This window comes from Achromobacter seleniivolatilans, assembly GCF_030864005.1.
Lineage (GTDB): Bacteria > Pseudomonadota > Gammaproteobacteria > Burkholderiales > Burkholderiaceae_B > Achromobacter > Achromobacter seleniivolatilans.
The window spans coordinates 2,044,472-2,071,358 of record NZ_CP132976.1 but is presented as its reverse complement, the minus strand read 5'-3'; the positions used below and the strand labels follow the sequence as shown (position 1 = coordinate 2,071,358).

The following is a 26,887-nucleotide window of genomic DNA, read 5'->3' as shown; positions in this document are numbered from 1 at the left end:
CACGTAGTAGCGTGGCGGCCGGGTCAAGCGGGGCCATTATGGCAAAACCCAAGCAAAATCATCAAGCTATCGTCGCTGACTTGCGACGGCTTGTTCAAAAAAATCCTGACCAGCCTGCCGGTCAGAACTCTTCAAGAAAGCGCATGCGGAAGCGGCGGCCCTTGATATTGCTGTTGGACACGCGCGAAAACACCTGTTTGGCGATCTGGCGGTCCAGCGCCACGTAGGAATTGAATTCAGTGATGTTGATCTTGCCGACCTGCTCGAAGGTCAGCCCGCCGTCGCCCGTCAAGGCGCCCAGCAGATCGCCCGGCCGCAGCTTGTCCTTTTTGCCGCCCTGGATGCACAGCGTGACCATGGGTGCGCGCAGCGGGCGGTCGGCCTTGGGCTTCAAGGACTTGATGTCGCCCCACTTCAGCGGCGAACCCTGATACTGCTCGACCAGATTGGCCCAGCGCATTTCGTCAGGCGAGCACAGGCTGAGCGCCAGGCCTTTCTGGTCTCCACGCCCGCTGCGGCCGATACGGTGTACGTGGACTTCGGTGTCTTTCGTCACATCCACGTTGATCACGGCGCCCAGGTTCTGGATGTCAAGGCCGCGGGCGGCGACGTCGGTGGCGACCAGCACGGCGCAGCTTTGGTTGGCAAACTGGATCAGGATTTCGTCGCGTTCGCGTTGTTCCAAGTCGCCGTTAAGCGCCTGGGCGCTGATGCCTTCGGCTTGCAGACGCTCGACCAGATCGTGGCTGCGGACCTTGGTGTTGCAGAAAGCCAGCGTGGAAACCGGGCGGTAGTGCGCCAGCAGGCGAGCCACCGAGTCCAGGCGGTCTTTGCCATCGATCTCGAAGAAGATCTGTTCGATACGGCTGGAATCGTGCTGCGCTTCGACTTTGACTTCAGCGGGGTTGCGCAGAAAGCGGGCGCTGAGCTTGCGGATGTTGTCGGGGTAGGTAGCCGAAAACAACAGCGTCTGGCGCTTGGCAGGGCAATGCGAGGCGATGGCGACGATATCGTCGTAGAAACCCATGTCCACCATGCGGTCGGCTTCGTCCAGCACCAGCGTGGTCAGACCGGACAGATCCAGGCTGCCGCGTTCCAGATGGTCCTGAATGCGGCCCGGCGTGCCTACCACCAAGTGGGCGCCACGGGCGAGCGATTCCGCTTGCGGACGGGCAGCTGCGCCGCCGCACAAGGTCAGAATCTTGACGTTGGGAATCAGGCGGGCCAGACGGCGCAGTTCTTGCGCGACCTGATCGGCCAGTTCGCGGGTCGGGCAGACCAGCAGCGCTTGCGGCATCAACTGGTTGATATCGAGCTTTTGCAGCACGCCCAGGCCGAACGCCGCGGTCTTGCCGCTACCCGTCTTGGCTTGCGCAATGATGTCGCGGCCTTCCAGAATGAGTGGCAGGCTTTGCGCCTGGATAGGCGTCATTTGCTCGAACCCCAGGCTTTGCAGGTTGTCGAGCAGGGCGGGCAAGAGGGGCAGGGTGGAGAAGGGCGTGTTGGTCACAATAGGGGGAATCGCAAAAAATGCGGTAAACGGAGTCGACCGACAGTGTAAGCCCTGGCATCGTTTCGACGCGGCCAAGGGATGAATGGGCGTTGTTCTTGCTCCAGGGCGGGGAAACCTGGCGGCCGTAAAATGGGGACGCGGCTATCTCGCCGCTGCCTCGCCTGAACTGGAACCTGCCTGAATGAACGATTCCGCAAGCAAATCAGACCGCCGCGCCGCCTTGACCGCCGCCATGCAGGCCGCGGGTTGCACAGCCCCCAAAGACTGGGTCAATAGCGAACTGCGTGAAGATATTCCGCAGTTCGCCCGGTTCCTGATGCTTCAGGAGGTTCACCAACTGGCTGATGCGGTGGAAGATAGCTTAGCGGAAGCGCTGTTTGATCGGCCGGATCTTGAGCAAACACTGGATGCCGTGCGTGCAGCGGTGGAGCCGGCCGCTCTTCATGACTTGTTTCGCGCCTATGCCAAGGCGTTGGGCAATGGTTTTGTCATGGCGCTGGACGAGGGGCCGTCAACTGCCAGCGGTGACACGCCTGGCTGGCAGTTGATGGAGACGGATGCGGAAGGTGAACCGACTGGCCGGCTTGTGCAGGGTTTGCACGAAGACTACCTGGACTTCGACGAGTCCTACCTGCGGAATCCTGCGTAGCGCGCCAAGCCGCTACCGGATAAGGCTAAGGAATTCAGCGCGAGTCGACGGGTTGTCATGGAATTCGCCCAGCATCACCGACGTGACCATGGACGAATTCTGCTTTTCCACGCCGCGCATCATCATGCACATGTGCTGGGCTTCGATGACAACGGCCACGCCGGCGGCGCCGGTGACGGACTGGACGGCCTCGGCCACCTGGCGGCTCAGGTTTTCCTGGATCTGCAGGCGGCGTGCGTACATTTCGACGATGCGGGCAACCTTCGACAGCCCCAGCACGCGGCCGGCGGGCAGATAGGCCACATGCGCCTTCCCGATAAACGGCAGCATATGGTGCTCGCACAGCGAATACAGTTCGATATTCTTTACCAGCACGATTTCGCGCGTCTCGGACGTAAACAAGGCGCCATTGACGATTTCGTCCAGGTTCTGTTCATAGCCGCGGCAGAGGTGGCGCATCGCCTTGGCCGCGCGCGCTGGCGTATCGGCCAAACCTTCGCGGGACGGATCTTCCCCTAGTGCTTTGAGAATTTCGGTGTAGTTTTTTTCCAATGACATGGGGAACTCCTGGGGCTGCACGCTCGTGGTGGCGTTTCGTTGTGTCGCCGTTGTGTCGCGTTTGGAAGGCAAGTCTACCGCAGCGCGGGCGGTAGTTCAGACACCCCGGTTTTCCACGGCGTACTTAATGAGTTCCGCCTGGCCATCGATGCCCAGCTTGCGCTTGATGTTCAGACGATGGGTTTCGACGGTGCGCACCGACAAGCCCAGCGCGTGCGCGATCTGCTTGTTGGCATGGCCGCTGGCGATGTGGCGCAGCACGTCGCGCTCTCGCTGCGTCAGCAGCGTGGCGGGCGCGCTGGCTTGCGACAAGCGCAATGCGGCCGCTGCGCTGAAATAGTTGCGGCCCGTCATGACGGCGCGGATTGCCGTCACGATCTCTTCGGCCGGCTCGTCTTTCAGCAGGTAGCCGCGCGCGCCTGCTTTCACCGCTTGCACCATGTATTCAGGGTTGTCGTGCATGGACAGCACCAGCACCGCGATTTGCGGATAGTGTTCATGCAGCTGCGCCGTCAGCGCCAACCCGCCTACGCCAGGCATGTTCAGATCCATCAGCACCAGATGCGGCAGCGTGCCGCCTTGGGGATCTTGGGCCAGGCATGCGCTTAGAAAGGCCAGGGCGGCTGCGGCATTGCCGGCTTCGCCGATCACACGCAATTGCGGCACGGTTTCCAGGCGCAGGCGCAAGCCGTCTCGCACCAAAGGATGGTCATCGATCAGCAGGAGTCTGGTGGTATGGGGCATGTCCGTCATGCAGGGTAAGCAGGGGCAGGAACGCTCGCGGCTGGCAAAGGCAGCCAAGCCTGCACCGAGGTGCCTTGGGCGTTGGTGTGAAAGCTCAGATTACCGGATAGTGCGTTCATGCGTTCGCGCATGTTGCGCAGTCCGATGCCGCGGCGCGGATCTTGCTGGACGGCCGCGTAGTCGAAACCGTGGCCGTCGTCCGTGATGGTCAGGCGCAGGTCATGCGCGGTGTACGCCAGTGTCAGGTCCGCCCGGGTGGCGCCAGCATGGCGGATGACGTTGGTCAGGGCTTCCTGCGTTACGCGAAACAGCGCTGTGGCGTAGGCGTCTGGCAACGTTACCGGACGGCCTGTGGTGTGCAGTTGGACGGCAAGCGGCGGTTCGCCGTCTACGCTCGGAATGGCGAATTCACGACCCAGATGCTCCAGCGCGGCAGGCAGGCCCAAGTCGTCCAGCAGGGTGGGGCGCAGGTTGTGTGAAATACGCCGCACTTCGCCCACGGCCGTGTTCAGACGGTCCAGCGCGCCGCCCAGCGGCTTGTCGATATGTGCCAGGGCGGGCGGATCGCCCGCCAGTGCTTGCCGCACTCGCTCGCGCGCGGCCTCTACCGCTAGTTTGCTGGACACCAGCACCTGACTGATGCCGTCATGCAGTTCACGCGATAAACGGGCGCGCTCGTCTTCCTGCGAGCGCACCAGTTGCTGGGCCATCAGTCGCAACTTGGCGTCGGACTGCCGGTGGTCGCTGATATTCAAGGCCAGGCCGCAGGCCGCCACGCCCAGAATGGACACGGCGGCAATGCCCGCCACCCAGGCAAACATGCTGCGAATATTGGCTTGCGCGGCAGCATCTATACGCACCAGCGCCTGCGCCACGTCATCCAGATAGATGCCCGTGCCCAGCATCCAGCCCCAGCGTTCCAGCACCACCACATATCCCAGTTTTTCCACGGTCTGGTGGCTGGATGGTTTTTCCCACAGGTAGTGCACCACCTCGCCTTGCTGGCCCCCGCGGCGGGCGGCTGTCAGCAGGTTCTGAATGACTGTCTGACCCTTGTTGTCCCGCAGATTCCAAAGGTCTTGCCCGACCAGTTCGGGCTGGCGCGGGTGCATCAGGTTCTTGCCATTCAGGTCATAGACGAAGAAATAGCCGTCATGTCCAAACTCCATCTGCGCCAGTAATTCCAGCGCGCGCTGGCGGGTGGCGTCGTCATCGCCCGCTGCTTGTAAGGGCGCGATGGCGCTGTAGGCCAGGTTGACGTAGTGGCGCAGTTCGCCTTCCTTACTCGTCAGCCAGGCGCTTTCTACGACCTGCTTTTCGCGCTGGGCCAGTTGCATTCCCTGGACGTAAACGGCCACGGTGATGGCGGCCACCGCCACCAGCAAGGGCACCGCCGCAAGCAGCAGGATTTTCAGGCGCAGCTTCATAAGGTTGTATCAAGGCAAGGCTATGAATGGTGCGATGCCGCATTTTGAAAATGCGAGAGAGTTCGGTGAGTTTTGCAGCAGATTCTACGACTTTCGCTGAATTATGTTGCGGCGCATTCCGTAGTAACACGTACGCGCCTTGCGTAGTTCCGCGCTTGTTGCCGCAGGGTCAAAACGAAATACTAACGCCCGCGTCAACCAGGCGCCGAGCGGATGCGTCTGCGTTCGCCACCCTACAACAAAGAGACTGCCTTTCGCGAGACCAAAAAGCGTTTCACGCCACAAGCATGGCGAGAGGCAAGAGGAGCACTTATGCAATCCAGCAGTAAGGGACTGGGTCAACACCTGGTCTGGCTAGCGGTTGCGGTACTGGGCGCGTTTGCGCTGGGCACCGTGGCGCTGGCCAGAGGGGAAACCATTAATGCGCTATGGGTGGTGATCGCCGCCGTGTGCATTTATTTGATCGCGTACCGGTATTACAGCCGGTTCATCGCCAAGAACGTGTTCCAGCTGGATGCCTCGCGCATGACGCCGGCCTGGAAGCACAATGACGGCCTGGACTACGTGCCTACCAATAAGCACGTGCTGTTTGGCCACCACTTTGCCGCGATTGCCGGCGCCGGCCCGCTAGTCGGCCCTGTGCTGGCCGCGCAGATGGGATATCTGCCTGGCATGTTGTGGATTCTGGCTGGCGTGGTGTTTGCCGGCGCCGTGCAGGACTTCACGATTCTGTTCATCTCCACGCGCCGCGACGGCCGTTCGCTGGGTGATCTGGTCAAGTCTGAACTGGGCAAGATCCCAGGCGTGATTGCGCTGTTCGGCGCGTTCATGATCATGGTGATCATTCTGGCCGTGCTGGCGCTGATCGTGGTGAAGGCTCTGACTCATTCGCCGTGGGGCACGTTCACCGTGGCGGCCACCATTCCTATCGCGCTGTTCATGGGCGTGTACCTGCGCTACATCCGCCCGGGCAAGATTGGCGAGGTCTCCATCATCGGATTTGTCGGTCTGATGGCGGCTATCACCTTCGGCCAGGACGTTGCGGCGCATCCGGTGCTGGGCCCGATGTTCGACTTCGATGGCAAGGGCCTGACCTGGATTCTGATCATCTACGGTTTCATTGCCGCCGTGTTGCCTGTGTGGCTGCTGCTGGCCCCGCGCGACTATCTGTCCACCTTCCTGAAGATCGGCACGATTCTTGGCCTGGCCATCGGTATCGTGGTGGTGGCGCCTGAACTGAAGATGCCTGCGCTGACCCAGTTTGTCGATGGCTCGGGCCCTGTCTGGTCGGGCAATTTGTTCCCGTTCCTGTTTATCACCATCGCCTGCGGCGCGGTGTCGGGTTTCCATGCGCTGATTGCGTCGGGCACCACGCCCAAGTTGATCGAAAACGAAACCCAGGCCCGCTATATCGGTTACGGCGGCATGTTGATGGAATCGTTCGTGGCCATCATGGCGCTGGTGGCGGCTTGCGTGATCGAGCCGGGCATCTACTACGCCATGAATAGCCCGGCTGCCGTCATTGGCACGACGCCTGATCAGGTTGCCCAAGTGGTCTCCAGCTGGGGCTTTGTGGTGACGCCGCAGGACCTGATTCAGACCGCCAAGGACGTGGGTGAAAGCACGATTATTTCGCGTGCAGGCGGCGCGCCAACGCTGGCCGTCGGCATGGCGCACATTCTGCATCAGGCCATCGGCGGCCCGGGCATGATGGCGTTCTGGTACCACTTCGCCATTCTGTTTGAAGCGCTGTTCATCCTGACTGCCGTGGACGCAGGCACGCGTGCCGGCCGCTTCATGTTGCAAGACTTGCTGGGCACTTTCGCGCCGTCGCTCAAACGCACGGATTCGCTGCCTGCCAACTTGATCGCCACCGGTTTGTGTGTGGCGGCTTGGGGTTACTTCCTCTATCAAGGCGTGGTGGACCCGTTGGGTGGCATCAACACCTTGTGGCCGCTGTTTGGCATTGCGAACCAGATGCTGGCCGCGATTGCGCTGACCTTGGGTACGGTGGTGCTGTTCAAGATGAAGCGTGACCGCTATGCGTGGGTCACGATTCTGCCGACGCTGTGGTTGCTGGCTTGCACATTGACTGCGGGATGGCAGAAGCTGTTTCATTCCGACCCCCGTGTCAGCTTCCTGGCGCATGCCGACAAGTACAACGCCGCCATCGCTGAAGGCAAGGTGCTGGCTCCGGCCAAGTCGCTGGGCGAGATGTCGCGCGTGGTGTTGAATGACTACATCAACGCGGGTCTGTGCGCCATCTTCATGTTTGTGGTGGTCAGCATCGTGGTGTTCGGCGTCAAGTCAATCAAGCGCGCCCGGGATGAGAACAAGCCCACATCGCGTGAGACGCCGTACGAAGTGCTGCCGGTGACGGCTGCGGCTGGTGCGGACTGAACGCCGTGAAGGAGGTGCCGAATGTTGTTCAGTAATATGAGTTCGGCGGCCGGCGCCGCCGGCCGTTACCTGGGGCAGACGCTCCGGCTAATGGTAGGTGTGCCGGATTACGAGACGTATGTGGAACACATGCGGCGCACTCACCCCGATCAGGAACCGATGACCTACGAGGTCTTTTTCCGTGAACGCCAGGATGCGCGGTACGGTGGAAAGAAGCGTATCGGTTGCTGCTGAAATGAAAAGCCCCTCACGGGGCTTTTTTGTTGATGGAGCGGTTAGGTTTCCCGCTCTTGACTCAACCGCGCTCACGCCGCCGCAGCTTCTCGGAATAGATCACCAGCGGGATCGCGCAGATGGCGCACAGCGCCATTACCAGGAACCCGCCGGGCGCGTAACTGCGGTACAACGCGCCGCCCAACTGAATGCTCGCAAACATGAACACGCCGCCCGACAGCAAGGCATAGAGCGCAATCGCTGACGTCTTGCACGCGGCGGGAACATGGCGGGTGATGTACCACATGATGGCGGCGTTGTTGCCCGCCAGCGTGAAGCATTGCAGCAGCTGCAACGCGGCGATCAAAGCAGGGTCCGTGGTGGCGGACAGGCCCGCCCAGCGGATCGCAGTCATCACTGCCGATGCCAGGATCAGCCACTGCGCGCCCGTGCGGGCCAGGATCTTCGGCGCCAGGAAAAAGAACAGTACCTCGCTGCTGACGCCCACCACCCACAACATCGAGATAAGCGCGGTAGACAGGCCGTTGGCGGTCCAATAAAGCGTGGAGTAAGAATACAGAAAACCGTTGCTGGCCTGAACCAGCGAGGCTGCCGCAATGCACATCAGCAACGGGCGGTCGCGCAGCACTTCGCGCATGGGCAGCCGCACGCGTTCCACTGGCGCCTCGTCAGCAGCCGGCCGCGCGGCTTGCGGCAGCAAGCGTACGCAGGCCAGGCAAGCAATGATCAGCAGGATCGACAACCACATCACCCAATTGGTGTCGAAAGTCTTGATCAGATAACCGCCAGCTACCGTGACCACGGCAAAACCCAGCGAGCCGCACGCACGCATGACGGTGTATGAATTTCCCTGCCCACGCCCGCTTGCGATTGCCATGCGGTCCATCATCGGCAGCACGGCTGGAAAGACGGCGTTCAGCAGCAGAGTGATGGCCAGCAGCCAGCCGGGCGTCTGAAAAAACGGATAGCACACGAACAACAGCAACGATGCCGCTAGCGCGGAAGCAATCAGCGCATGCGCCCGGCCCGTCTGGTCAGCCAGATGCGCGACGACGGGCGTGGAGAGAATCTTTGGCAGAAAAGAGGTGGCGACGATCAGCCCGATGACGGCGGGGTCCAGGCCGCGGCTGGCAAACCACAAGGGCAGGAAGGGGATGCTGACGCCCTGCAAACCGTAATACAGGAAGTAGAACCCGTGCAACGCGATGGCGCCTTGTCTGGCGTCGGGATTGCCGCGCATAGCGATGTTTGAATCTGGCTGATTTGACGCGGCGTAGCATACACCTTCCAAGACTGGCCGCTGCACGCTCAGGCGTCACATAAAAAAACCCCTCGGTCTGTAGACGCGAGGGGGCAAGCACTTCCAGCGGCAAATATCTACGCGGCTATCACGCGCCTGCGAGCTGTTGCAGGGCGTCGCGTTCTTCCGCAGTCAGGTCCAACCGGGTCAAAGACCGGTCCAGCAAGATGGGCGCTGACCCCGTTGACGTAAGGACGGCAAGCGCGGCGTCTTCCTGCCGGCCCAGATAGAAGGGCGTTTCACCCTTCTTGAACGAGCTGATGAAACTCTGGGCTTTGCCATTCAGGTCGTAAGTGAAATTGATCACTGTCTTGCCGAACACAATGCTCTCTTTCGTGATCTTGGCCTTTACGCCGATGAACTCTGCCGTGTTTCCCGTCAGGGATTTCGTGCGGCCATTCTTCCTGCCTACCAAAAGCAGAGCCCAGGCGGCGCCCAGCATCAATGCGACCAGCACAAACAGCACTGCAATCCGGTTCCACAACATGTCTATCCCGACATCGAGCGTGACAAGTTCGGGACGCGATTTGGATCTGACAATGTCGACGTTCCAATCACCAGAATGAATCGTCAGGAAGCTCATCTCGACCTTGGATTGGAAGTTTTTACGATCCACGCTGTAGGAAATATCAGCGCTGCAATCGTGGAAGATTCCCTTGCGCACTTTGCACACAGCCTTGCGCAGCGTGGCGTCTTCCACTACGACCGGGTCGCGCTGAATCTGTATGTCTCTCCAGATGCCGGGGCCTTGCATCCAAATGAAGAACACCGCAATGAATGCGAGTAGCAGAGCAAATAGATAGCTTCCAAAGCTTGCTGCCGCACCGGCATCAAGCACCTTAATGGGACGTTTGGGAAATTGTATGGACTGGTTGTCGGTCATCGCGTGTGTACGCGCAAGTGCCGGCCCTTCTAGGCAAGTACTAGCGTTGGTAGATTAGGTATGAAACTGGTTTTCCGAATCGGTAAAAATCCCCTGCGAGTCCGCCAGTGGCAGGGAAGCAGGAGAACCAAGATGCTTGTATGGGCATCGTCCGCCAGTGTCACGCCTGAGCGGGGGTAAGGCTATAAGACCAGTCAGAAATAATTGAAAAAGGAGACGGTCAAATGCAGGAATGAAGGTAATCGACGCGATTTCGAACCAGTCCTAAATACATAATCAGCATGGCTGCCTAAGCTGCCGCGTGCCATCCCATTTGCTTGGGGTGTCGTCAGGCGGCTTTCTGTTGTGTTGATCTTAGGGTTGAAAAGTACAAACCAGCAGAGCCAATCGATTCATCAGATAGATTAGAAGATTATATGTTTGATAAGGCGGTTAATTCGTGGTTGGACGGCTATCGTAAGATATTTGATTATCAGGGCAGGGCGACTCGCCGAGAGTTTGGCTCATTCCTGGTAATTCAGTTTGTCCTGTTTTTTGTTGTAGCGATTATTTCCAGCAGGCTATTCGGCGGGTCATCATTCATGTCAACAATTATTGCTACCGTAGTTGTCGTGGCGTCGCTTGCGACCATGCTCCCCTACAACGTCAGGCGCCTGCATGACGCAGGGCAAAGTGGTTGGGCGTGCTTGGCATATATCGGCTTTGCGCCTGTAATAATCGGCGTATCGTTGGCAATGGTAACTAAGGAAAAAAATAACAAGTACGTGGTTGATACGCAAGCCTGATTTCGAATAGCTAAATCCCCCTGACGGGGGATCTGATTGCGCTTCCAAGCAAAGGCGTCAACGCGGCCTTTGTTTATTTGGACTCGTCTTTCATGGCGTAAAGTAAGGGCGTTCGCGTAGCCATTTGGTGCATATCCATTTTTCCCCTTCAATAACGGGATGGCCGGAATGGAAGCTTCGATCGTCCAGATCACCTTGCTCATTCATGTAAGAAAAGAAGAGCCCGTTGCCTTTTTTGGGGGCAACGCTGATGCCGAGCTTTGGGAAGGTGGTTTGACCGCCAGCTTCAACATCACTTAGATAGATGATGAATGTTCCCGTCCTCTGGCCCGCCGTCTTGCAATGAAGTTCTATTGATTTAGGTGATGTGAAGTAATCATAGTGAGCTTTGTATTCTTGTCCGGACCGATAGTTCAGAACTTGCAATCCTTCTCCGTTTTCTACGGGAATATTGACCAGCTGGCTGATTCTTTCTTCAATCGCTGTATGAAGAGAGGTGGCCCCTCGTTGATAAGAACAGCTTTCACTGGTCCTGGAGTAGTGCAAGGTCGGGTTCCCCGTATCTGCCCCTACAACAAGAGATCGAATGACCTTTTGTTTGGAAAGCTCTATCAAACTATCGCATTCTTCATCTGAGAGGACGTTGCCAAATACGATTATTTCAGGGTCAATGCTTTGGAAAATAACATTGACTTCTCTATCCGACAGCTGGATCTTGTTTGATTGAATATTGCTCCAAACCTTGTTCTTTGGTCTTGGCTTCTGCTCTCCGTACGTCAGCGCAAAAGCGGTGTCCGGATTTATCCCGCCTCCCTTAATTGCCCGGGTAAATACTTCGGTTTTGTCGCAACCCTTTTTCAAGCAGGTGTCTATCCAGTTGCGCCAATCTGGGTCTATCGAATATTTTTCCGTGATCATGTCATCTGCTTCGGTTTACTAGTCGGAGGATCATCTATATCCAAGTGTGCGGTGAATAGTTTATGTTTCGACCTTGCAGGGATCTATGTGACTAGTCCGAAAATAGCGCTTGCCGTATCCATCGTGAGGCAGGGTGCCTGCTTGGCCTCGCGCGTCGTGATTGCTTCAGAAAGCCATTTCCGCAACATGAAATTCGTACCGGTCCAGTTGTACGTCAGACCGCTAATCTCTAGAATCCTGCCGGTCGTGAGAAAAACTCATGCGCGCTATTGTTGCGACTTAACGTAAACAAGAAGTGGCACAGTTGGACCTCAAATTTCTATCGTCTTCACAGCATAGGTTCATGCAAATTTCAATCAAACACGGTATTGCCGCCTCGTTGGCAGCGTTCTTCCTGTCCCAAACTCCGGCCATTGCCGAAGAAGCCCGCACGCTGCCGCAGCTGCAAGCAGAAGCCGAAGCCGGTTCCGCGCAGGCTCAATTCGACTACGCCTTGAAATTGTTCAAGATCAAAGAGCGTCAGCAGGAAGGGGTGGAGTGGATCAAAAAATCTGCGGCTCAGGGCGACGCCAAAGCGCAGTACCTGCTTGGAGATATTTATCTCGAAGGCCGCTTCGGGGTAAAAGCCGATATGGAGAAGACCCGCGAGTGGGCCGAAAAATCGGCGGGTCAGGGGTTTGACCATGGCCAGCGATTGATGGGCATCTATATGTGGAACAAGAAGCCCGAAGACATTCCCGAGGGCTGCGCCTGGTTTACGCTAGCCGGCGACGAAGACAATATTGCGCAGTGCCAGCAATACCTGACGCCCGCTCAGAAGACCGCCTTGCCGGCACGAGTGGCCGCGATCAAGAAACAGTACTCGTTGAAGTAAGAGGAGGGGCGGGCCGCTGGCGTCCCTGACGATCAGCATCCCGCCATTCTGTGCATGGCGTCTATGAATTCTGGAAATCGTGTCCGAACAGTCTCGCTAGTTCGACGACGTTTCTCAGTCCCATTTTTTCCAGGACTCGCGCACGATGCACTTCCACCATGCGCATCGAAACTCCCAACATGTCAGCGATCTGCTTGTTGAGCATGCCTTGAAGCACGCAGCGTAGAACGTCGCGTTCGCGCACGGAAAGCGTCTTCAATAGCGTCTCGCGCTGCTCGGCCAATTGTGCCGCCTGACGCTTCTTGGCAGCTGCCACGCCTGCGGCCAGCACGCGGTCGACGACATCGTTATCGTTGAAGGGTTTTTCAATAAAATCCGCCGCGCCACGCTTGAGCGCTTCGACCGCCGAGGCAAGATCTCCGTGGCCGCTAAGAAAAACGACCGCTTGAGACGCGTGCCGCTCCAGCAGCGCATCGAAGACTTCCAGTCCGGACATGCCGGGCATGCGGATATCGAGCAAGATGCAGCCCGGCATCGCGGGTTCCCACGCGGACAGGAACGCCTCGCCGCTGTCCCATTGATAGGCATGCACATTGCGCGTTTGGAACAGCCAAGCCAGCGCGTCGCGCATGGCTGCGTCGTCATCCACGATGTGGACGATTTCTTGCCCGTCGCTAACAGGGGCTACAGACGGGGACAGGCGGCCCGCAGACGGGCGCGCTTCAGTAGTGCTACTCATGGGGCAACGCTTCGCATTTTTCGATAGGTAGGGAAAACTGAAATGTCGTGCCTGCCGTGTGGCCGGCAGACAGGCTGAGTTGTCCTTGGTGGCTTTCCAGAATGGAGCGGCATATCGCCAAGCCCATTCCCATGCCATTGCGCTTTGTTGTTTCGAAGGGAAGAAAGACCTTCGGAATCCAGTCGGGGTCGATGCCGGGTCCGGTATCGCTGACGCTGACGTGGGCCGTGGTGGCGGTGGCCGACACTTTAACAGTGACCAGCCGTGCGGCCGTCGTCGTTTGCAGCGCCTCCACCGCATTGCGTATCAGGTTCAGCGCGACCTGTTCAATCTGAATCCGGTCTGCCCGCACCATGACCGCGTGCAAAGGAGTATCGAGTTCGATGCTGACGCTGTGCCTGAGCGCGTCGGCCCGCGCAAAAGAGACAGTCTCGCAGACGATCTCTGACAGATTACAGACCTCTCGCACAGGCTCCCGCTTTCGAACAAAATCATGGATGCGCCGGATGATTTCACCTGCCCGGCAGGCTTGCCGCCGCAAATTGTCCAGCGCAACCAGCACTGCCTCTTGATCCGTTGCCGGGGCACTGAGCATATTGGTGCAGCCCGCTGCGTAGCTGGTGATCGCGCCCAGTGGCTGGTTCAGTTCGTGGGCCATGGTGGATGCCATTTCGCCCATCAATATCAGCCTGCCGGTCTGTTGGAGTTTGTCGGCCTGCCGGCTAGCCTCGGCCTCTGCGCGTTTGCGGTCAGAGACATCAACCATTGAGCCGATCCACCCCACATGTTTTCCGCGGGCGTCACGCAAGGGCGCTTCGTAAACCAGTACGTCAATTTCGATGCCACTGCGATGTCGAAAGCGCGTCTCGAATGACTGCGGCTGGGGATTGATGGTCTGCTCGCGGTGCCGTTCAAGCGTTCTGGACACCAGCCTCGGGTCCCACCACGGCATGGGTGTTCCGCTGGCAAGAATCTCTTCCCGGGTCCAGCCAACCATGCGGCAGTAGGCGGCGTTGACGTACAAGGTCTTGCCCTCCAGATCTCGCGCACGCAGTCCGATCGTGACGGCGTCTTCCATGGCTTTACGAAATGCCTGCTCTTCGCGTAGCGCGTTTTCCGCTTGAGTGCGACGGCGCGCATACCGGGATTGCAGCCATAGATTGACGATGGTGAGGCTTGCCAAGCCAACCATGATGAGGACAAGCGCCAGTTCAAGAAAATTGATGTCGTCGCCATGCGCGGACACGGTGAGCAGGGCGCCGTTGGCTGGCGGCGAAAAGCTCATCGTATGTTCGATGCCGCTTGATTTGTCAGCGGAGCTAACGGACTTTGAGGCCAGCACGTCGCCGCCCAAAGATTGCAATTGCACGCTATAGCGTTCGGCGAGCCACCACGGCACATGAGTGCCCAGCAACGAATCCAGCTGTACGGTGACTTCCAGCGAGCGATTCGCGGAACCGCGTTCGCCAACCACCGGCGTGGCAAACGAAATGGTAATGCCGTTGATGGCGCGTTCGCTTTCCGACCACACCGAGTTGCCGCGGCGGGCTTGAACAAGAGTGCGTGCCAATTCGGGCCGTTGAGACAGCGGTTCGCCAGAACCGGGGTAGGCGCGCAGGACTGCGCCCCTGTCATCGCGCAACACGATACGAACGATCTCTGGGTTGTTGCGCACGAGTTGTTTGGCGCGCTTGAAGATATCGTCTAGACCAGCCTCTTGCGTTTCACCCAGATCTGCCGCCAGGCGTTGAAGGTTGTCTTCGTGACTGGAAAGCTGAAATTGCAAGGTTTGCGCGACCCACAGTGTGTCACGCAGAGCCTTCTCGCTGAGGAGGTTGCGACGTTCAGTGGTGATGACGTTCAACAGCAAACCCAACAGCAGCACGATCAGCACGATGGCCGCGATCGGCGCCAAGGCGGCTATGCCCGGATACCGCGCCGATACAGGGGCCAATGCTTTCAATCGGCTCTCAAAAGTGGTCATGACGTTCGGATATCCACAGTAGCTAGCCTCAATTATCGATCCTACACTTCGCGGCAGTAAAGCGTGATCAAGAGTTGCCCCGATAGTTGGGCAAACGAAAATAGTGGAGAAGACAATGAGATTTTTCGCGTCCATAGGACTCGCTGCGTCAATGCTCTGTGCAGGGGCCGCGTACGCGCAACAACCCATCACGATCAAATTCAGCCACGTGGTGGCGCCGGACACTCCCAAGGGCAGGGCAGCCGAGAAATTCAAGGCGCTGGCCGAGCAATACACGGCAGGCCGCGTGAAGGTCGAGATCTATCCCAACTCGCAGCTCTACAAAGACAAGGAAGAGCTGGAAGCCCTGCAATTAGGCGCTGTGCAGATGCTTGCGCCTTCATTGGCAAAATTCGGACCGCTGGGCGTGCGCGAGTTCGAAGTATTTGATTTGCCCTACCTGTTCAATGACACCAGCGAGCTGCGCAAGGTCACTAATGGCGAAGTCGGCAAAGCGCTTTTTACCAAGCTGGAGCCCAAGGGTATTGTGGGTCTGGCGTATTGGGACAGCGGCTTCAAGATCATGACGGCCAATAGCCCCATGCACAGCATCGACGATTTCCTGGGCTTGAAAATGCGCATTCAGTCGTCCAAGGTGCTTGAGTCTCAATTCAAGGCATTGGAAGCCATTCCGCAAGTCATGGCGTTCTCCGAGGTCTATCAAGCGATGCAGACGGGCGTGGTGGATGGCTCCGAGAATACGCCGTCCAACATCTATACGCAGAAGGTCCACGAGGTGCAAAAGCACGCCACCGTGTCCAACCATGGCTACATCGGCTATGCCGTCATCGTGAATAAAAAGTTCTGGGATGGATTGCCGGCGGACGTGCGCACAGGTCTTGACCGGGCCATGGCTGAATCCACGGCCTATGCCAACGAGATCGCCCAGAAAGACAATGAAGACGCCATGCAAGCCATGCGCGATTCCAAGCGCATCACGTTCCATGAGTTCACGCCACAAGAGCGCGGAGAGTGGATGAAAGCGCTAGCCAAGGTTCACAAACAAATGGCGCCACGCATCGGCCAGGACACCCTGGACGCCGTCTATCGGGACTTGGGCCGAAACCAGTAATCGCGGCCAGCCAGGCCAGCCAATCTGTGGACGGATGCTCACCCTGATTCGGGGTGCCAGCATCCGTCCCTGCCGTCCTTTCCTAAGGGTCATCCATGTTGTCACGAGTCTTAAATCGTCTCGAAGAAGATCTGATTTCGCTGTTAATGAGCGTTGCAGTAGCCATTATTTTCGTGACGGTATTGCAGCGGTATTCCGTCGGCCTTCTGGCAGACCTGGTGGCGTGGTCACGGCGCAATGACTATCCCGGTTTGGGTGGCGCGGCTCGCTCCACGTACAGGACGCTGGTTGGCGTCAATCTGCTGTGGGCGCAGGAGCTCTGCATCTATCTGTTTGTCTGGATGGCGAAGTTCGGCGCCGCATACGGCGTGCGCCTGGGCATACACGTGGGCGTGGACGTGCTGGTCAACGCTGTCTCGCCAGCCAACCGCAGGCGTCTCGTGATTGTGTCGTTGCTGTCTGGCGCAATCTTTACCGGCATCGTGGCGTGGATTGGGGCCGATTTCACCTATCACATCTACCTGACCGGCCAGGTTTCAGCAGATCTGGAAATAAAAATGTGGATCGTTTATCTGGCGGTTCCCGTGGGGTCGTCGCTGATGTGCTTTCGGTTCCTTCAAGTGCTGAAGAATTTTCTGCAGGGCAAGGACCTTCCGCATCACACGCACGGCAGTGCCGCCAGTGACCAAATCAACAGCAGCCTGGCCAGCACAGGAGACAAAGCATGAGCGCGTTCGTGATTTTTGCATTGCTGATTGTGCTGCTGCTGACGGGCATGCCTGTGTCCATCGCTTTGGGTCTGACGGTGATGAGTTTTCTCTTCACCATGACATCCGTGCCTATGGACAGTATTGCGTTGAAGCTGTTCACGGGTATTGAGAAGTTCGAGATCATGGCGATTCCGTTCTTCATCCTGGCCGGCAGCTTCTTGACCCATGGCGGCGTCGCGCAGCGAATGATCCATTTCGCCTCGCTGATGGTGGGCCATCTTCCTGGCGGCCTGGGATTGGCGGCCGTCTTGGCGTGCGCATTATTCGCGTCGATTTCGGGTTCGTCTCCCGCGACGGTCGCGGCAATTGGCTCGATCATCATGCCTGCCATGGTCAAGCAAGGATTTCCATCCAAGTTTGGAACCGGCATTGTCGCAACCGCGGGCGGCCTTGGCATTCTGTTGCCGCCGTCGATCGTGATGGTGATGTACGCGGTGGCAACCAGCGGGATGCTGGTGGAAGGGCCTGACGGGGCAAGAGTCGGGTCGGCATCGATCGGCCAGTTGTTCATTGCAGGCGTGGTGCCGGGGCTGATTCTTGCGGTGATGCTGGGATTGACGACCATGTACCGTGCCTGGCGGTTGGATTATCCGAGGTTGCCGCGCGCAACGTGGAAACAGCGCTGGCATGCCTTTTTAGACTCTGTGTGGGGGTTCATGCTGGTTGTGATCGTGATGGGAGGCATCTACTCCGGGATCTTCACGCCAACCGAGGCTGCGGCCGTCAGCGCGGTGTACGCCTTTTTCATTGCGGTCTTTGTCTACAAAGATATCAAGCTGCGAGATGTGCGTCGGATCTTGCTTGAATCGGCGGCAATGAGCGCCATGCTGCTGTACATCATCACGAATGCGGTCATGTTCGCCTTCATTCTGACGTCGGAACAGATACCGCAGAGTATTGCGGAATGGATGGTGGGGCAGGGCATGGGCGTGGTGGCGTTCCTGCTTTTTGTGAACGTCATGCTGTTGGTGATCGGCATGGTGATGGAGCCGTCTGGCCTGGTGCTGATCATGGCGCCGATCCTGTTTCCCGTTGCTGCAAAGCTGGGCATCGATCCGGTGCATTTCGGGATCATGATGGTGGTGAACATGGAGATCGGCCTGTGCACGCCGCCGGTGGGCCTCAACCTGTACGTTGCTTCAAGTATCTCGAAACTGGGCTTGACGGACGTCACCAAGGCGACGTTCCCTTGGCTGGTCACCGGACTGGCGTTTCTGATGTTGATTACCTTTGTGCCCGAAGTGACGCTTTGGCTGCCGCGCATGCTGGGTTGGTGACGAGCCTGCTTGTCCGCAGGCGATCTTGACGAAAGTTTCGGACGTGTCCCATTCATCTGTAGCACGAAATTTGGAACAATCTTCCCCGCCACCCGCGTCAAGAGCGTCTGGGCTATCCGGGTAGCACGAAGAGCCACCGCGGCCGTAATTCCGGCCGCGGTGGCATTTCCAGATTTCAGCAACTACCGTTCCGCGCTTCTTGTCGCGGGCCGAGGCACTCTATGAATGGATTCAGGTTCTTGCGCGCGGCAATTTTTTTGTTTGTGGCGCCTATAGCCTCAGCGCTTGCAAACATTCCCACCATAAAAAGTCCTGAAACAGGAAGGGTGTGGATGGACAGAAATCTGGGGGCTGAACGCGTCGCGAAACACATCACGGACGACCCCTCGTTTGGCAACATCTACCGATGGAACAGCGCCACGGCATATCCTGGAAATTCCATCGACACGCCTGAGCCCTGGGATACTTCGGTGTGGGGTGACGATGCGATCAACCTCAAGCCTGGCGTTCTCGACAAAAAAGAAGTGAAGTGGAGCGATGACGGCTGGGAAGCTAAAAATAGTCCTTGCCCGGCCGGTTTCAGTATCCCCACGAAAGCCGAGTGGGAAGCAGAGAAAATTCTTAATGCCGCCGATGCGTTCAGCAAGCTGCGGCTGCCGATGGCCATGTTCCGCTACAGGGAAGGTTACGAAGCGGGACGAGGTTGGACCCAACGGTCAGACGGATCGTATGCGCCCGAAGTGGGTTACTACTGGAGTAGAACCACATTCGGAGATGTCGCTTTCTACGATCTGAACTTCACGGAAAAAAGAGCCGATTTGGGTTTTGTCACCACTGCTTATGGGCTCTCCATGCGTTGCATCAAGAATCGCTGGTCCCTGTTCGGTTTTTAGCGCAGCGGCAGGCTCTGGCGACACGCGGCGCTAGCGGCGGTTTATCGCGTACTCGGTCCTGACAGTGTCTGGATGCCAGGAATTTGATTACATCTGGAAATCAGCAAGCCGGCAGGATGGTTGGAGTAGTATGTGAAGTTCTCTGAACTTCTACTGGATCGCCATGGCCAAGAAACTTAACGAGAAGACCACCAAGACGCTGAAAGAGCGGCGCAAGCTGCCGTTGGCTACCCCCACCGACTTGGCCGCTGAGGCCACGCGCGACATCTCCGCGGCGCTGAACCAACTGTTGGCCGACGTCTTCGCGCTGTATCTGAAGACCAAGAATTTCCACTGGCACGTCAGCGGCCCGCATTTTCGCGATTACCACTTGCTGCTTGATGAGCAGGGCGATCAGCTCTTCGCCATGACGGACCCCATTGCGGAACGCATCCGCAAGATCGGCGGCACCACGCTGCGCTCGATCGGGCATATCTCGCGCACCCAGCGCATCTCGGACAATGACGCTGATTACGTGCAGCCGTTGGACATGCTGGCGGAACTGCGTGAAGACAACAAGGTGCTGGCCGCCTCGTTGCGAGAGGCACACAACGTCACGGACGAACATCGCGATATCGCCAGTTCCAGTTTGATTGAAAACTGGATCGACGAAACCGAACGCCGTACGTGGTTCCTGTTTGAAGCCAGCCGCCAAGGCGACTCGACAGGGCATTAAGCACAAGATCAGCAGGATGGGTGTAGGGCCAAGCGGCTGCGTTCAAGAACGCAATCGCTGAACGCGCTTAACCCATCTTGCAGCCTCCGCACATTGGCTGCCAGCTCCTCTATTATTTCCCCCGCTATCCAACCGCCCGCGCATGTCAAGCGAACCGGCATGTTCACGATTGCCGCCGCTATTTCGGCGTGGCGTTCGCCGCCGTCTGCCGTGCGCACCAGCTATTTCTAATGCAATGGAGACCGAATTGCCTGTACTCAAGCACAAATGCGCCATCGTTGTACGCAACCCAAACGCTGTCCTCTTGGCCGCCGCGCTGATCTTTAGCAGCGGTGCTGCCTTTGCACAGCAGGCCGTGCCTGGCCAGATGCCGAACATGGCCGCGCTGAGTGGTCAGATGCATGCCGCCGCTGAGTACTGCAATGCCTACACCACCGCGCAGCTTGAGCAGATGAAGCAACAGCAAAAGACTGCGGCGAGCGCCCATGGCATGGACACCAAGGACTTCGACGCCACGTTCGCGCAGTCGTACACCAAGACCAAGGGTCAACTGGGTACGTTGAGCGCGGCCGACAAGGAAAAGACCTGCTCGCAGTTGAAGGCCATGTCGGCGATGCGTCCGCAATAGCGGGGTGTGCGACGCTGACGAGGGCCGCGTATTGCGTAGTAAGGTACGAAGCAGAGGCCTTGATTTCGCGGCACTTCGGCCTGTGCCGCCAGCGGGAACCAGAACACATGAAGACCCTTCGTTTAGCACTGCGGCCGGCGCTTGCCGCTGTCGCGTGCGCATCGATCACCGCCTGCGCGGATAAGCCGCCCCGGCAAACCGATATGGACTACAAGAGCCGTCCCTCTGCCACCACGCAGGGGGCGAAAAGCACTCCAGGCACCTCGGACCCGCGTTTGACCATACAGTCCGGCGAGGGGGAACGGTTGAACCTTCCGTGGTTCATCCGGGATACCCAGGAGTGGATCAATAGCAACTGACCCCGATCGGGGTTTGGCAAGGCGCCACGATTTCAACGATAGGTTCAGGCGCGCATCTGGCGGCCAAGTGCTGATCACCGTGGCGGTGGCGCGACGCGGAAATTGAATCCGCGTAGATGTTCCGTGTATTCTCATCAAGCGTGCGACGACGTTGTCCGCAGGCTCGCAGCGTCCGTTTGGCTTTTCTGGCGTCCCTGACCAATGATGCTTGGATACGCGGTGGTCCTATGAACTACTCCTTCCTGCTTGCGGGCATGGTTGCCGTGTTGCCACGGTCGATCACAGTCAAGTACTGGATGAGCGGGGCGCTGGGGGCTTGCCTGGGGGTCGGACTGGCCTCTGCGCCGCTGGCCCAAGGCCTGCGCCTGACGAAAGACGATTTACAAAAGCGTGCCAACGGCGTGCTGGCCTTGATGTCGTTTTCCATCGTTCCCGACATCACCACCAGCTCGTTGAGCATAGGCTCCGGCGGCGGCTCAACTACCAGCTCCACCGACTTTTACATGACGCAATTGGGTGGCGGGGATACGGTCTCGAAAACCGTGCCTATCTATCTGGAAGGCGTGCTGGCGGGCAGCCGCTACGACCCCACGTTCGTCGCGACTCAGGGCGCCGAACAGCGGCCCATCCCCACCAAGTGGAACAGCGTATCCGCTACCGGCGGTATCGGATGGGACTTCAAGCTGACGGATGAATTGAAGCTGCGTCCGATCTTCAACTTTGCCTTGGGCAATGTCACGAGCGACCTGCGGGCCGCCAGTTGGTACGTGGGCCAGCAGACGGGTAGAGACATTGATTTCCTGGACAAGGGATCGCTCAACGCCTATGGCCTGGGCGGCTCGCTGATGCTGGATTACGAACACTACCGCCCCGGCTACGAGGTGGACGTGGAGCTGCGGTATTCCGATATGCGGCTAAAGAGCTTTGACAGTTCGGCGGCGGTGCAAGGGCGCGCCACTGCGCAGTCGGCGAACCTCTGGGCGCGCTACCGTGCGCCAACAGGGGCCATGCTGCTGCAACGTCCCCTGCGGTACGTGCTGGAGCTGACGCATTCGGAATTTCTGGGCGACCAGCGCGGCATCCTGGGTTTTGACCGGCTGACGTCGGTGGGCGTGGGTCTGGAGTTGGACTCCAGCGCCTATGACATGATCATCACGCGTACCCGTCTGGTAGGCCGCTATGTGTTTGGCACGAACGTATCGGGATTCTCGGTGGGATTGGCAGTGAGTTTCTGATCCTGAAAGCGTCGTTGCATGCGCAATCGGCCTTAGCGCGGTTTGGCGTGTTCCAGTCCGGCAATGCCTTCTTCCGCGCCGTCATGCAGTGGAACGGTCAGGCCCCGTCTTGCTGTGGCTACCGACACTTGGGAGCCCTGGGCCGATCCGGCGGCCAGCAGGTCCTGGCCAGTCTGGTACACAGCGCGCACGACCAATAGCGCCTCGTCGCGAGTCAGGTCGGTAGTGGTGAGCATCAGCGCGGCCATGCCGACGGTGGGAACCCGCTCCGGCTGGTTGGGATAGGTGCCTGCGGCGATGTCCAACGGCATCAGCGCGCTATTCTCCGTGGTCAACGTTTTGATTACGGCGGCGTCCAACGGCAGAAGCTTTAATTGCGCTGGAATGAGCGCGTCGCGCAGGGGCGTGGCAGGCACCCCGATTACCTGAGCGGCAGCGTCCACGCCGCCGGACTGCAGCGCTGGCAATGCTGCCGCGAACGGCGTGTCTGCCACCTTGTAGTCGCGCCCGGCTTGCAGGCCATGCGCTGCCAGCACCATTTCCAGCGTGGCGCGCGCCGCCGATCCTTCAGGGCCCAGTGCGATTGTCTTGCCCTTCAAGTCTTGCACCCGCGTCAGCGCGGGATCGTCGCGCACGACGATATGGACCATTTCCGGGTACAGGCTGCCCAGCGAGCGCAAGCTGGCAAACGGGCCTTGGCCCGCGAACGGACCCTTGCCCTCGTAGGCCATCCGCGCGGTATCGGCTTGCGCCAAGCCGACCACGGCGTCGCCGCTGCGTAGCAGCGCAATGTTGTCAGCGCCGCCACCAGTAATCAGAGGCGACACCCGGATTTGCCGCGCACGCGCCACGTCGCTCAGCGCGCGGGCAAAGGCCAGATATTCGCCCCGATCAGGGCCGCCGGCCAGCGGATAGCCCTGCTGCAATCGGGACAGCCGACCGTTGATGCGGGCCACCGAGCGCTCAAGTTCCTGTTGCACCACCTGCTGGGCGGTGCTGGATGCGCTGTAGGAAACGGAGTGAGTGATCTGGTCCAGCGTGTTCAGCAGTTGGCGAGTCACGGTGGGTGGGGCTCCGGTGTCCAGCGACGGCGCAGCGATGGCCGTGAAGCCGGCGGGAGTCACGAGCTTCCAGGCGTTGTCTTCTTTTCGATAGATGGCGCTGGCGTGCGCGACGATACGGTCACCGGCCTGGTTGCCGCCGGATTTGACGCCGATGATGCTGCGCGGGCCTGCCCCCAGCAACGTCACCAGCGACGCCGCGCCGGGTTGGTCCCAGGCGCCCAGCGCAATGTCGCGGACCAGCTCCAATTCCACGTCGTAATAAACCACGCGCCGAGTTTCGCCGGCTGGGGCGGTGTTGTCCGCAGCCGAGCCCATGCGGGTGAGTTCAGCCACGCGGAACAGTTCCTTGCCATAGGTTGAGGTCAGGCTGCGCTCGACGTCGTTGCGCAGGACATCGGTGTCCGGTGCACGACCGCAGGCCGCCAGCATGAGGCAAAGCAGAAGAAAAATCAGTCGTTTGAACATGCCTACATCCCTCCCACGAACGGCAAGGAAATCAGCGAGGTCAGGACAATCACGTTAAGGATATCGACCAGGAAAGCACCAGTGACGGGAACCACGATGAAGGCTTCCGGCGCCGGACCGTGGCGGCGCGTGAGCGCTTGCATGTTGGCGATAGCGGTGGCCGTTGCACCCAGCGCAAAACCGCAGAAAGCTGCCGACATGATGGCCGCTTCGTAGTCGCGCTTGAGCATCCGGAACACCACCCAGGCGGCGTAGAGCGCGCAAAATACTGTCTGCACCGCGAGCATCAGGGCAAGCGGTCCGGCCAGACGCGCCACGCTGGACAAGTCCAGCGTCATCATCGTCATACCCAGAAAGAGCGACAAGGAGATCGTGCCGATGATGTCTGTGGCGCGATCGTCCAGCACTATGCCCACGTACGGTCCGGCGTTGCGGATAAGCACGCCGGTGGCAAGGCACCACAAGAAGTTGGGCAGGCTGATCGGAGCGCCTTCGACTAGCGCCGCGAGAACGCCACCCACCACCAAGCAGACAAAGGCCGCAGTCATGGACTTGATGAACGAGCCTGCGTTAGGAGGCTCTTTGCTTTCACTGAGTTCAGGGGCGGGATGGCCAGCTTTGGCGGCGATGTCCAGGCTGCCCGACAGCTTGTGCCGCTTTATGATCCATTCCGCCACCGGACCGCCCACGACGCCTCCCAACACCAAGCCCAGCGTAGCCGCCGTCATGGCCAATGCCATCACATCCTGGATATTGTTGATGTCCGCAAAGCGCGTCGCGTAGGCCGCGCCGGTTCCATGGCCGCCCACCAGCGTGATTGTGCCGCCCAGCAAACCCATAAGTGGATGCATGTCCAGCAGCCAGGCCATGCCCAGCCCAACCACATTTTGCAGAACCAGGAACGGAATCAGCGCCAGCAGGAAGGCAATGAGCCGGGGGCCGCCCTTGGCCAGCAGTTTCAGGTTTGCGGTCAGGCCGATACAACCGAAAAACAACAGCAGGAAGGTGGGTTTGATGCTGGTCTCTAGGGAGACGGACACGCCGCCCCAGGTCGACAGCAGGTACATAAGCACGGCGAACAGCAGGCCGCCCACGATGGGGTCAGGGATGCTGTAACGGGCCAATATTCCGACTCGGGTGGTCAGTATGCGGCCGATAACGAGCACCAGGCAGCAAGCGAGTAGGGATTGAACGGGCGTGAGGGAAATCATAAGAACCTTCGCGCCCCGCTGGGACGCCGCAAATTCAAGATATCCGAACCATTACCGCCACCGCATCCGCGGGCCGCAGCTTGCGCTGCGAACCTATCTTACGGCTAGCTGATGCTTGCTGTACACAGGTCGCTTACAGGCGCAAGCGTTACAGCCACCGGCGGAACCTGATGCAAGAACGCGTTAATCCGGTCTGGGGGCGGCCATATGGATTAGGGCGAAAGATGTATAGGCGTAGTTATTCCGGCCACTGGAAACCTTTCTGATTCGGGAGTTAGATTTCTCACCTAGAAGTCCGCGTTTAGCACTCTCAGCGTCCTGCCCAAGCCTAGCTTTTCCAGCCGGGACAAGGGCAAAAGGCTGCGTTACCCATTCTTTTCTGCGTAATGGCCGGGCACCTGCGTGTCTGGCTAATAGGGGCGGCATCGCTCCTTTGTTTACCTGATCATTGGAGACGCGCTATGAACGTTCGCAACACGGATCACTTGGCCAATCTGTCCCCCTTTGAACTCAAGGACGAACTGATCAAGCTCGCTGGCAGTACCAGCAATCGGCTCATGCTGAATGCCGGACGGGGAAATCCCAATTTCCTGGCAACAGTGCCGCGCCACGGTTTTTGGCAATTGGGCCTATATGCGATGACCGAGTCTGAGCGGTCATTTTCCTATTTGGCAGAAGGGGTGGGCGGCTTTCCCAGACGGGATGGCATCGAAGAACGGTTCAATCTATTCGCCCGCAGCCACCACGATGTGCCTGGCGTAAAGTTTCTTTCCAGCGCCGTGTCGTTTGTTCGCGACCAATTGGGGCTTGACGCTGGCGACTTCCTCTACGAGATGTGCCAGGGCATTCTGGCTTGCAGTTATCCCGTCCCCGATCGCATGCTCAGCCTGAGCGAAAAGATCGTCAAGCAATACATCCGCAGGGAAATGATCGGGGCTCATCCGTTTTCCGGAGATTTCGATCTCTATGCCGTGGAAGGCGGAACCGCCGCCATGACGTATCTCTTTAACTCAATGAAGATCAACCATTTGCTCAAGGCAGGCGACGTCATCGCACTGGGCAAACCGATCTTCACGCCCTATATCGAAATCCCCGAACTGTCAGAGTTCGGCTTGGTCGAGTTGTCGATTGATGCCGATCCGGCTAGTGGCTGGCAGTATACGAACGCCGAACTTGATAAGCTGCGGGACCCCAAGGTCAAGGCGTTTTTTCTGGTCAACCCCAGCAATCCGCCGTCCGTGAAGGTCAGCGATGAAAGCCTTCAGTATCTGGCAAGCATCGTCAAGGAGCGTCCCGACCTCATCATCCTGACCGACGACGTCTACGGCACGTTTGCCGACAACTTCGTCTCGCTTTTCGCACTGTGTCCGCACAACACGCTCCTGGTCTATTCCTACTCCAAGTACTTTGGCGCGACGGGCTGGCGCCTGGGCGTGATTGCCGCGCACAAATCCAACCTTTTCGATGAAAAGATCGCGCAACTTGGGAAGGCGCAAAAAGACGAATTGAATACCCGCTATTCATCGATTACGACCACCCCTGAGCAACTGCCGTTCATCGACCGGATCGTCGCCGACAGCCGCACGGTGGCGCTCAACCACACGGCCGGGCTATCGACTCCCCAACAAGTGCAGATGGTGCTGTTCTCGCTTTTTTCGCTGATGGATACGGCGGAAAACTACAAAGCCGCCATGAAGCGGTTGATCCGTGGCCGCAAGGCCGCGCTGTATCGCGGCATGGGCGCCGCGCCAGAGGCGGCGGACGAGAACGTTGTCGATTACTACACCCTGCTCGATGTGGAGCAGATGAGCCGCGAGGTCGGTCCGGAATTCGTCAAATGGCTGCTGGCCACAATCAAGCCTCACGAACTGTTGTTCAGGCTGGCTGAAGACGCGGGCGTGGTGTTGCTCCCCGGCAAGGGCTTCGGGACCGTGCATCCTTCAGGTCGCGTGTCGTTGGCCAATCTGAACGAACAGGATTACGTGAAGATCGGCCAGTGCGTGCGCACGCTGCGAGATGAGTATCTGGAACGCTATCGCGCGCTGGACAACAAGGGCAACAAGAGCGGCAAGGGCAAAGGCAGCAGCGACACCGGTACGAGTACCAAAGCACGCTAGAAGCACCTTCGCGCGCACATCGCTGCGCGCTCCC

25 protein-coding genes are annotated in these 26,887 nt (G+C 58.8%); 14 read left to right on the top strand and 11 right to left on the bottom strand.

Features of this window, described 5'->3' with window-relative positions; all coding sequences use genetic code 11:
* Positions 1-121: 121 nt before the first annotated feature.
* Entirely contained in the window at positions 122-1,510 is a 1,389-nt protein-coding gene (gene dbpA / locus RAS12_RS09080) for an ATP-dependent RNA helicase DbpA (RefSeq protein ID WP_306947425.1), read from the bottom strand.
* Positions 1,511-1,694: 184 nt separating this feature from the next.
* Between dbpA and RAS12_RS09075 the strand changes: the two genes are divergently transcribed.
* Positions 1,695-2,162 (top strand): hypothetical protein, encoded by a 468-nt coding sequence (locus tag RAS12_RS09075; RefSeq protein WP_306947423.1) that lies wholly within the window; start codon positions 1,695-1,697, stop codon positions 2,160-2,162.
* A 12-nt stretch (positions 2,163-2,174) separates the two neighbouring features.
* On the opposite strand, the gene folE is transcribed toward RAS12_RS09075, so the two are convergent.
* The 3 genes from folE to RAS12_RS09060 all read right to left on the bottom strand — a co-directional run bounded on the left by folE (position 2,175) and on the right by RAS12_RS09060 (position 4,891).
* Positions 2,175-2,720 carry a GTP cyclohydrolase I FolE gene (gene folE, locus RAS12_RS09070; protein ID WP_306947421.1) on the bottom strand — a complete coding sequence of 182 codons (546 nt, stop codon included), beginning with the start codon at positions 2,718-2,720 and terminating at the stop codon, positions 2,175-2,177.
* Positions 2,721-2,816: 96 nt separating this feature from the next.
* Positions 2,817-3,473 carry a response regulator gene (locus RAS12_RS09065; RefSeq protein ID WP_306947418.1) on the bottom strand — a complete coding sequence of 219 codons (657 nt, stop codon included), beginning with the start codon at positions 3,471-3,473 and terminating at the stop codon, positions 2,817-2,819.
* A complete protein-coding gene (locus RAS12_RS09060) occupies positions 3,470-4,891 on the bottom strand; it encodes a cache domain-containing protein (protein ID WP_306947416.1) in 1,422 nt (473 codons plus the stop codon). The genes RAS12_RS09065 and RAS12_RS09060 overlap by 4 nt, the downstream gene beginning before the upstream one ends.
* A gap of 312 nt (positions 4,892-5,203) precedes the next feature.
* On the opposite strand from RAS12_RS09060, the gene RAS12_RS09055 reads away from it, so the two are divergent.
* The gene (locus tag RAS12_RS09055; RefSeq protein ID WP_306947414.1) at positions 5,204-7,291 is read left to right on the top strand and encodes a carbon starvation CstA family protein; all 2,088 of its coding nucleotides are present in this window, start codon (positions 5,204-5,206) and stop codon (positions 7,289-7,291) included.
* 21 nt (positions 7,292-7,312) lie between these two features.
* The gene (locus RAS12_RS09050; RefSeq protein WP_371321264.1) at positions 7,313-7,525 is read left to right on the top strand and encodes a YbdD/YjiX family protein; all 213 of its coding nucleotides are present in this window, start codon (positions 7,313-7,315) and stop codon (positions 7,523-7,525) included.
* A 61-nt stretch (positions 7,526-7,586) separates the two neighbouring features.
* On the opposite strand, the gene RAS12_RS09045 is transcribed toward RAS12_RS09050, so the two are convergent.
* Both RAS12_RS09045 and RAS12_RS09040 read right to left on the bottom strand, forming a co-directional pair.
* Positions 7,587-8,765: an MFS transporter gene (locus RAS12_RS09045; protein ID WP_306947411.1), complete on the bottom strand. Its 1,179-nt coding sequence runs from the start codon at positions 8,763-8,765 to the stop codon at positions 7,587-7,589.
* 148 nt (positions 8,766-8,913) lie between these two features.
* On the bottom strand, positions 8,914-9,708 hold the full coding sequence (locus tag RAS12_RS09040; protein WP_306947409.1) for a hypothetical protein: 795 nt from the start codon (positions 9,706-9,708) through the stop codon (positions 8,914-8,916).
* Positions 9,709-10,124: 416 nt separating this feature from the next.
* On the opposite strand from RAS12_RS09040, the gene RAS12_RS09035 reads away from it, so the two are divergent.
* Positions 10,125-10,493 (top strand): DUF805 domain-containing protein, encoded by a 369-nt coding sequence (locus RAS12_RS09035; RefSeq protein WP_306947407.1) that lies wholly within the window; start codon positions 10,125-10,127, stop codon positions 10,491-10,493.
* A gap of 90 nt (positions 10,494-10,583) precedes the next feature.
* Here the strand turns inward: RAS12_RS09035 and RAS12_RS09030 are convergent, their stop codons facing one another.
* Positions 10,584-11,411 (bottom strand): 2OG-Fe(II) oxygenase, encoded by an 828-nt coding sequence (locus RAS12_RS09030; RefSeq protein ID WP_306947405.1) that lies wholly within the window; start codon positions 11,409-11,411, stop codon positions 10,584-10,586.
* A 343-nt stretch (positions 11,412-11,754) separates the two neighbouring features.
* Between RAS12_RS09030 and RAS12_RS09025 the strand changes: the two genes are divergently transcribed.
* On the top strand, positions 11,755-12,285 hold the full coding sequence (locus tag RAS12_RS09025) for a tetratricopeptide repeat protein (RefSeq protein ID WP_306947402.1): 531 nt from the start codon (positions 11,755-11,757) through the stop codon (positions 12,283-12,285).
* Between the two features lie 61 nt (positions 12,286-12,346).
* On the opposite strand, the gene RAS12_RS09020 is transcribed toward RAS12_RS09025, so the two are convergent.
* Together RAS12_RS09020 and RAS12_RS09015 are read right to left on the bottom strand one after the other, a co-directional pair.
* Positions 12,347-12,946 (bottom strand): response regulator transcription factor, encoded by a 600-nt coding sequence (locus tag RAS12_RS09020; protein ID WP_306951370.1) that lies wholly within the window; start codon positions 12,944-12,946, stop codon positions 12,347-12,349.
* Positions 12,947-13,016: 70 nt separating this feature from the next.
* On the bottom strand, positions 13,017-15,008 hold the full coding sequence (locus RAS12_RS09015; protein WP_306947400.1) for a sensor histidine kinase: 1,992 nt from the start codon (positions 15,006-15,008) through the stop codon (positions 13,017-13,019).
* A gap of 115 nt (positions 15,009-15,123) precedes the next feature.
* Here RAS12_RS09015 and RAS12_RS09010 point away from each other — a divergent pair, with 115 nt between their 5' ends.
* The 8 genes from RAS12_RS09010 to RAS12_RS08975 all read left to right on the top strand — a co-directional run bounded on the left by RAS12_RS09010 (position 15,124) and on the right by RAS12_RS08975 (position 21,996).
* The gene (locus RAS12_RS09010; protein WP_306947398.1) at positions 15,124-16,119 is read left to right on the top strand and encodes a TRAP transporter substrate-binding protein; all 996 of its coding nucleotides are present in this window, start codon (positions 15,124-15,126) and stop codon (positions 16,117-16,119) included.
* A gap of 95 nt (positions 16,120-16,214) precedes the next feature.
* Entirely contained in the window at positions 16,215-16,847 is a 633-nt protein-coding gene (locus RAS12_RS09005; RefSeq protein ID WP_306947396.1) for a TRAP transporter small permease, read from the top strand.
* Positions 16,844-18,166, top strand: coding sequence for a TRAP transporter large permease (locus RAS12_RS09000; protein ID WP_306947393.1), 1,323 nt, complete (start codon positions 16,844-16,846; stop codon positions 18,164-18,166). Before RAS12_RS09005 ends, RAS12_RS09000 begins: the two co-directional genes overlap by 4 nt.
* Before the next feature lie 332 nt (positions 18,167-18,498).
* Entirely contained in the window at positions 18,499-19,059 is a 561-nt protein-coding gene (locus tag RAS12_RS08995; RefSeq protein WP_306947391.1) for a fibrobacter succinogenes major paralogous domain-containing protein, read from the top strand.
* A gap of 163 nt (positions 19,060-19,222) precedes the next feature.
* A complete protein-coding gene (locus RAS12_RS08990) occupies positions 19,223-19,774 on the top strand; it encodes a Dps family protein (RefSeq protein WP_306947389.1) in 552 nt (183 codons plus the stop codon).
* A gap of 247 nt (positions 19,775-20,021) precedes the next feature.
* On the top strand, positions 20,022-20,402 hold the full coding sequence (locus RAS12_RS08985) for a hypothetical protein (protein WP_306947387.1): 381 nt from the start codon (positions 20,022-20,024) through the stop codon (positions 20,400-20,402).
* A gap of 107 nt (positions 20,403-20,509) precedes the next feature.
* Positions 20,510-20,761 carry a hypothetical protein gene (locus RAS12_RS08980; RefSeq protein WP_306947386.1) on the top strand — a complete coding sequence of 84 codons (252 nt, stop codon included), beginning with the start codon at positions 20,510-20,512 and terminating at the stop codon, positions 20,759-20,761.
* A gap of 296 nt (positions 20,762-21,057) precedes the next feature.
* Positions 21,058-21,996 (top strand): hypothetical protein, encoded by a 939-nt coding sequence (locus RAS12_RS08975; protein ID WP_306951369.1) that lies wholly within the window; start codon positions 21,058-21,060, stop codon positions 21,994-21,996.
* A 32-nt stretch (positions 21,997-22,028) separates the two neighbouring features.
* Here the strand turns inward: RAS12_RS08975 and RAS12_RS08970 are convergent, their stop codons facing one another.
* On the bottom strand, positions 22,029-23,525 hold the full coding sequence (locus RAS12_RS08970) for a TAXI family TRAP transporter solute-binding subunit (protein WP_306947384.1): 1,497 nt from the start codon (positions 23,523-23,525) through the stop codon (positions 22,029-22,031).
* Between the two features lie 2 nt (positions 23,526-23,527).
* Complete coding sequence (gene gltS / locus RAS12_RS08965; RefSeq protein WP_306947382.1) at positions 23,528-24,736, bottom strand: sodium/glutamate symporter; 1,209 nt, start codon at positions 24,734-24,736, stop codon at positions 23,528-23,530.
* Positions 24,737-25,197: 461 nt separating this feature from the next.
* On the opposite strand from gltS, the gene RAS12_RS08960 reads away from it, so the two are divergent.
* Positions 25,198-26,853 carry a bifunctional aspartate transaminase/aspartate 4-decarboxylase gene (locus RAS12_RS08960; protein ID WP_306947380.1) on the top strand — a complete coding sequence of 552 codons (1,656 nt, stop codon included), beginning with the start codon at positions 25,198-25,200 and terminating at the stop codon, positions 26,851-26,853.
* Positions 26,854-26,887 lie beyond the last annotated feature (34 nt).

Coding starts and splice junctions, on each gene's coding strand:
- RAS12_RS09075 (WP_306947423.1), top strand. CDS start 1,695: ATGAACGATTCCGCAAGCAAATCAGACCGCCGCGCCGCCTTGACCGCC.
- folE (WP_306947421.1), bottom strand. CDS start 2,720: ATGTCATTGGAAAAAAACTACACCGAAATTCTCAAAGCACTAGGGGAA.
- RAS12_RS09065 (WP_306947418.1), bottom strand. CDS start 3,473: ATGACGGACATGCCCCATACCACCAGACTCCTGCTGATCGATGACCAT.
- RAS12_RS09060 (WP_306947416.1), bottom strand. CDS start 4,891: ATGAAGCTGCGCCTGAAAATCCTGCTGCTTGCGGCGGTGCCCTTGCTG.
- RAS12_RS09055 (WP_306947414.1), top strand. CDS start 5,204: ATGCAATCCAGCAGTAAGGGACTGGGTCAACACCTGGTCTGGCTAGCG.
- RAS12_RS09050 (WP_371321264.1), top strand. CDS start 7,313: ATGTTGTTCAGTAATATGAGTTCGGCGGCCGGCGCCGCCGGCCGTTAC.
- RAS12_RS09045 (WP_306947411.1), bottom strand. CDS start 8,765: ATGCGCGGCAATCCCGACGCCAGACAAGGCGCCATCGCGTTGCACGGG.
- RAS12_RS09040 (WP_306947409.1), bottom strand. CDS start 9,708: ATGACCGACAACCAGTCCATACAATTTCCCAAACGTCCCATTAAGGTG.
- RAS12_RS09035 (WP_306947407.1), top strand. CDS start 10,125: ATGTTTGATAAGGCGGTTAATTCGTGGTTGGACGGCTATCGTAAGATA.
- RAS12_RS09030 (WP_306947405.1), bottom strand. CDS start 11,411: ATGATCACGGAAAAATATTCGATAGACCCAGATTGGCGCAACTGGATA.
- RAS12_RS09025 (WP_306947402.1), top strand. CDS start 11,755: ATGCAAATTTCAATCAAACACGGTATTGCCGCCTCGTTGGCAGCGTTC.
- RAS12_RS09015 (WP_306947400.1), bottom strand. CDS start 15,008: ATGACCACTTTTGAGAGCCGATTGAAAGCATTGGCCCCTGTATCGGCG.
- RAS12_RS09010 (WP_306947398.1), top strand. CDS start 15,124: ATGAGATTTTTCGCGTCCATAGGACTCGCTGCGTCAATGCTCTGTGCA.
- RAS12_RS09005 (WP_306947396.1), top strand. CDS start 16,215: ATGTTGTCACGAGTCTTAAATCGTCTCGAAGAAGATCTGATTTCGCTG.
- RAS12_RS09000 (WP_306947393.1), top strand. CDS start 16,844: ATGAGCGCGTTCGTGATTTTTGCATTGCTGATTGTGCTGCTGCTGACG.
- RAS12_RS08995 (WP_306947391.1), top strand. CDS start 18,499: ATGGACAGAAATCTGGGGGCTGAACGCGTCGCGAAACACATCACGGAC.
- RAS12_RS08990 (WP_306947389.1), top strand. CDS start 19,223: ATGGCCAAGAAACTTAACGAGAAGACCACCAAGACGCTGAAAGAGCGG.
- RAS12_RS08980 (WP_306947386.1), top strand. CDS start 20,510: ATGAAGACCCTTCGTTTAGCACTGCGGCCGGCGCTTGCCGCTGTCGCG.
- RAS12_RS08975 (WP_306951369.1), top strand. CDS start 21,058: ATGAGCGGGGCGCTGGGGGCTTGCCTGGGGGTCGGACTGGCCTCTGCG.
- RAS12_RS08970 (WP_306947384.1), bottom strand. CDS start 23,525: ATGTTCAAACGACTGATTTTTCTTCTGCTTTGCCTCATGCTGGCGGCC.
- gltS (WP_306947382.1), bottom strand. CDS start 24,736: ATGATTTCCCTCACGCCCGTTCAATCCCTACTCGCTTGCTGCCTGGTG.
- RAS12_RS08960 (WP_306947380.1), top strand. CDS start 25,198: ATGAACGTTCGCAACACGGATCACTTGGCCAATCTGTCCCCCTTTGAA.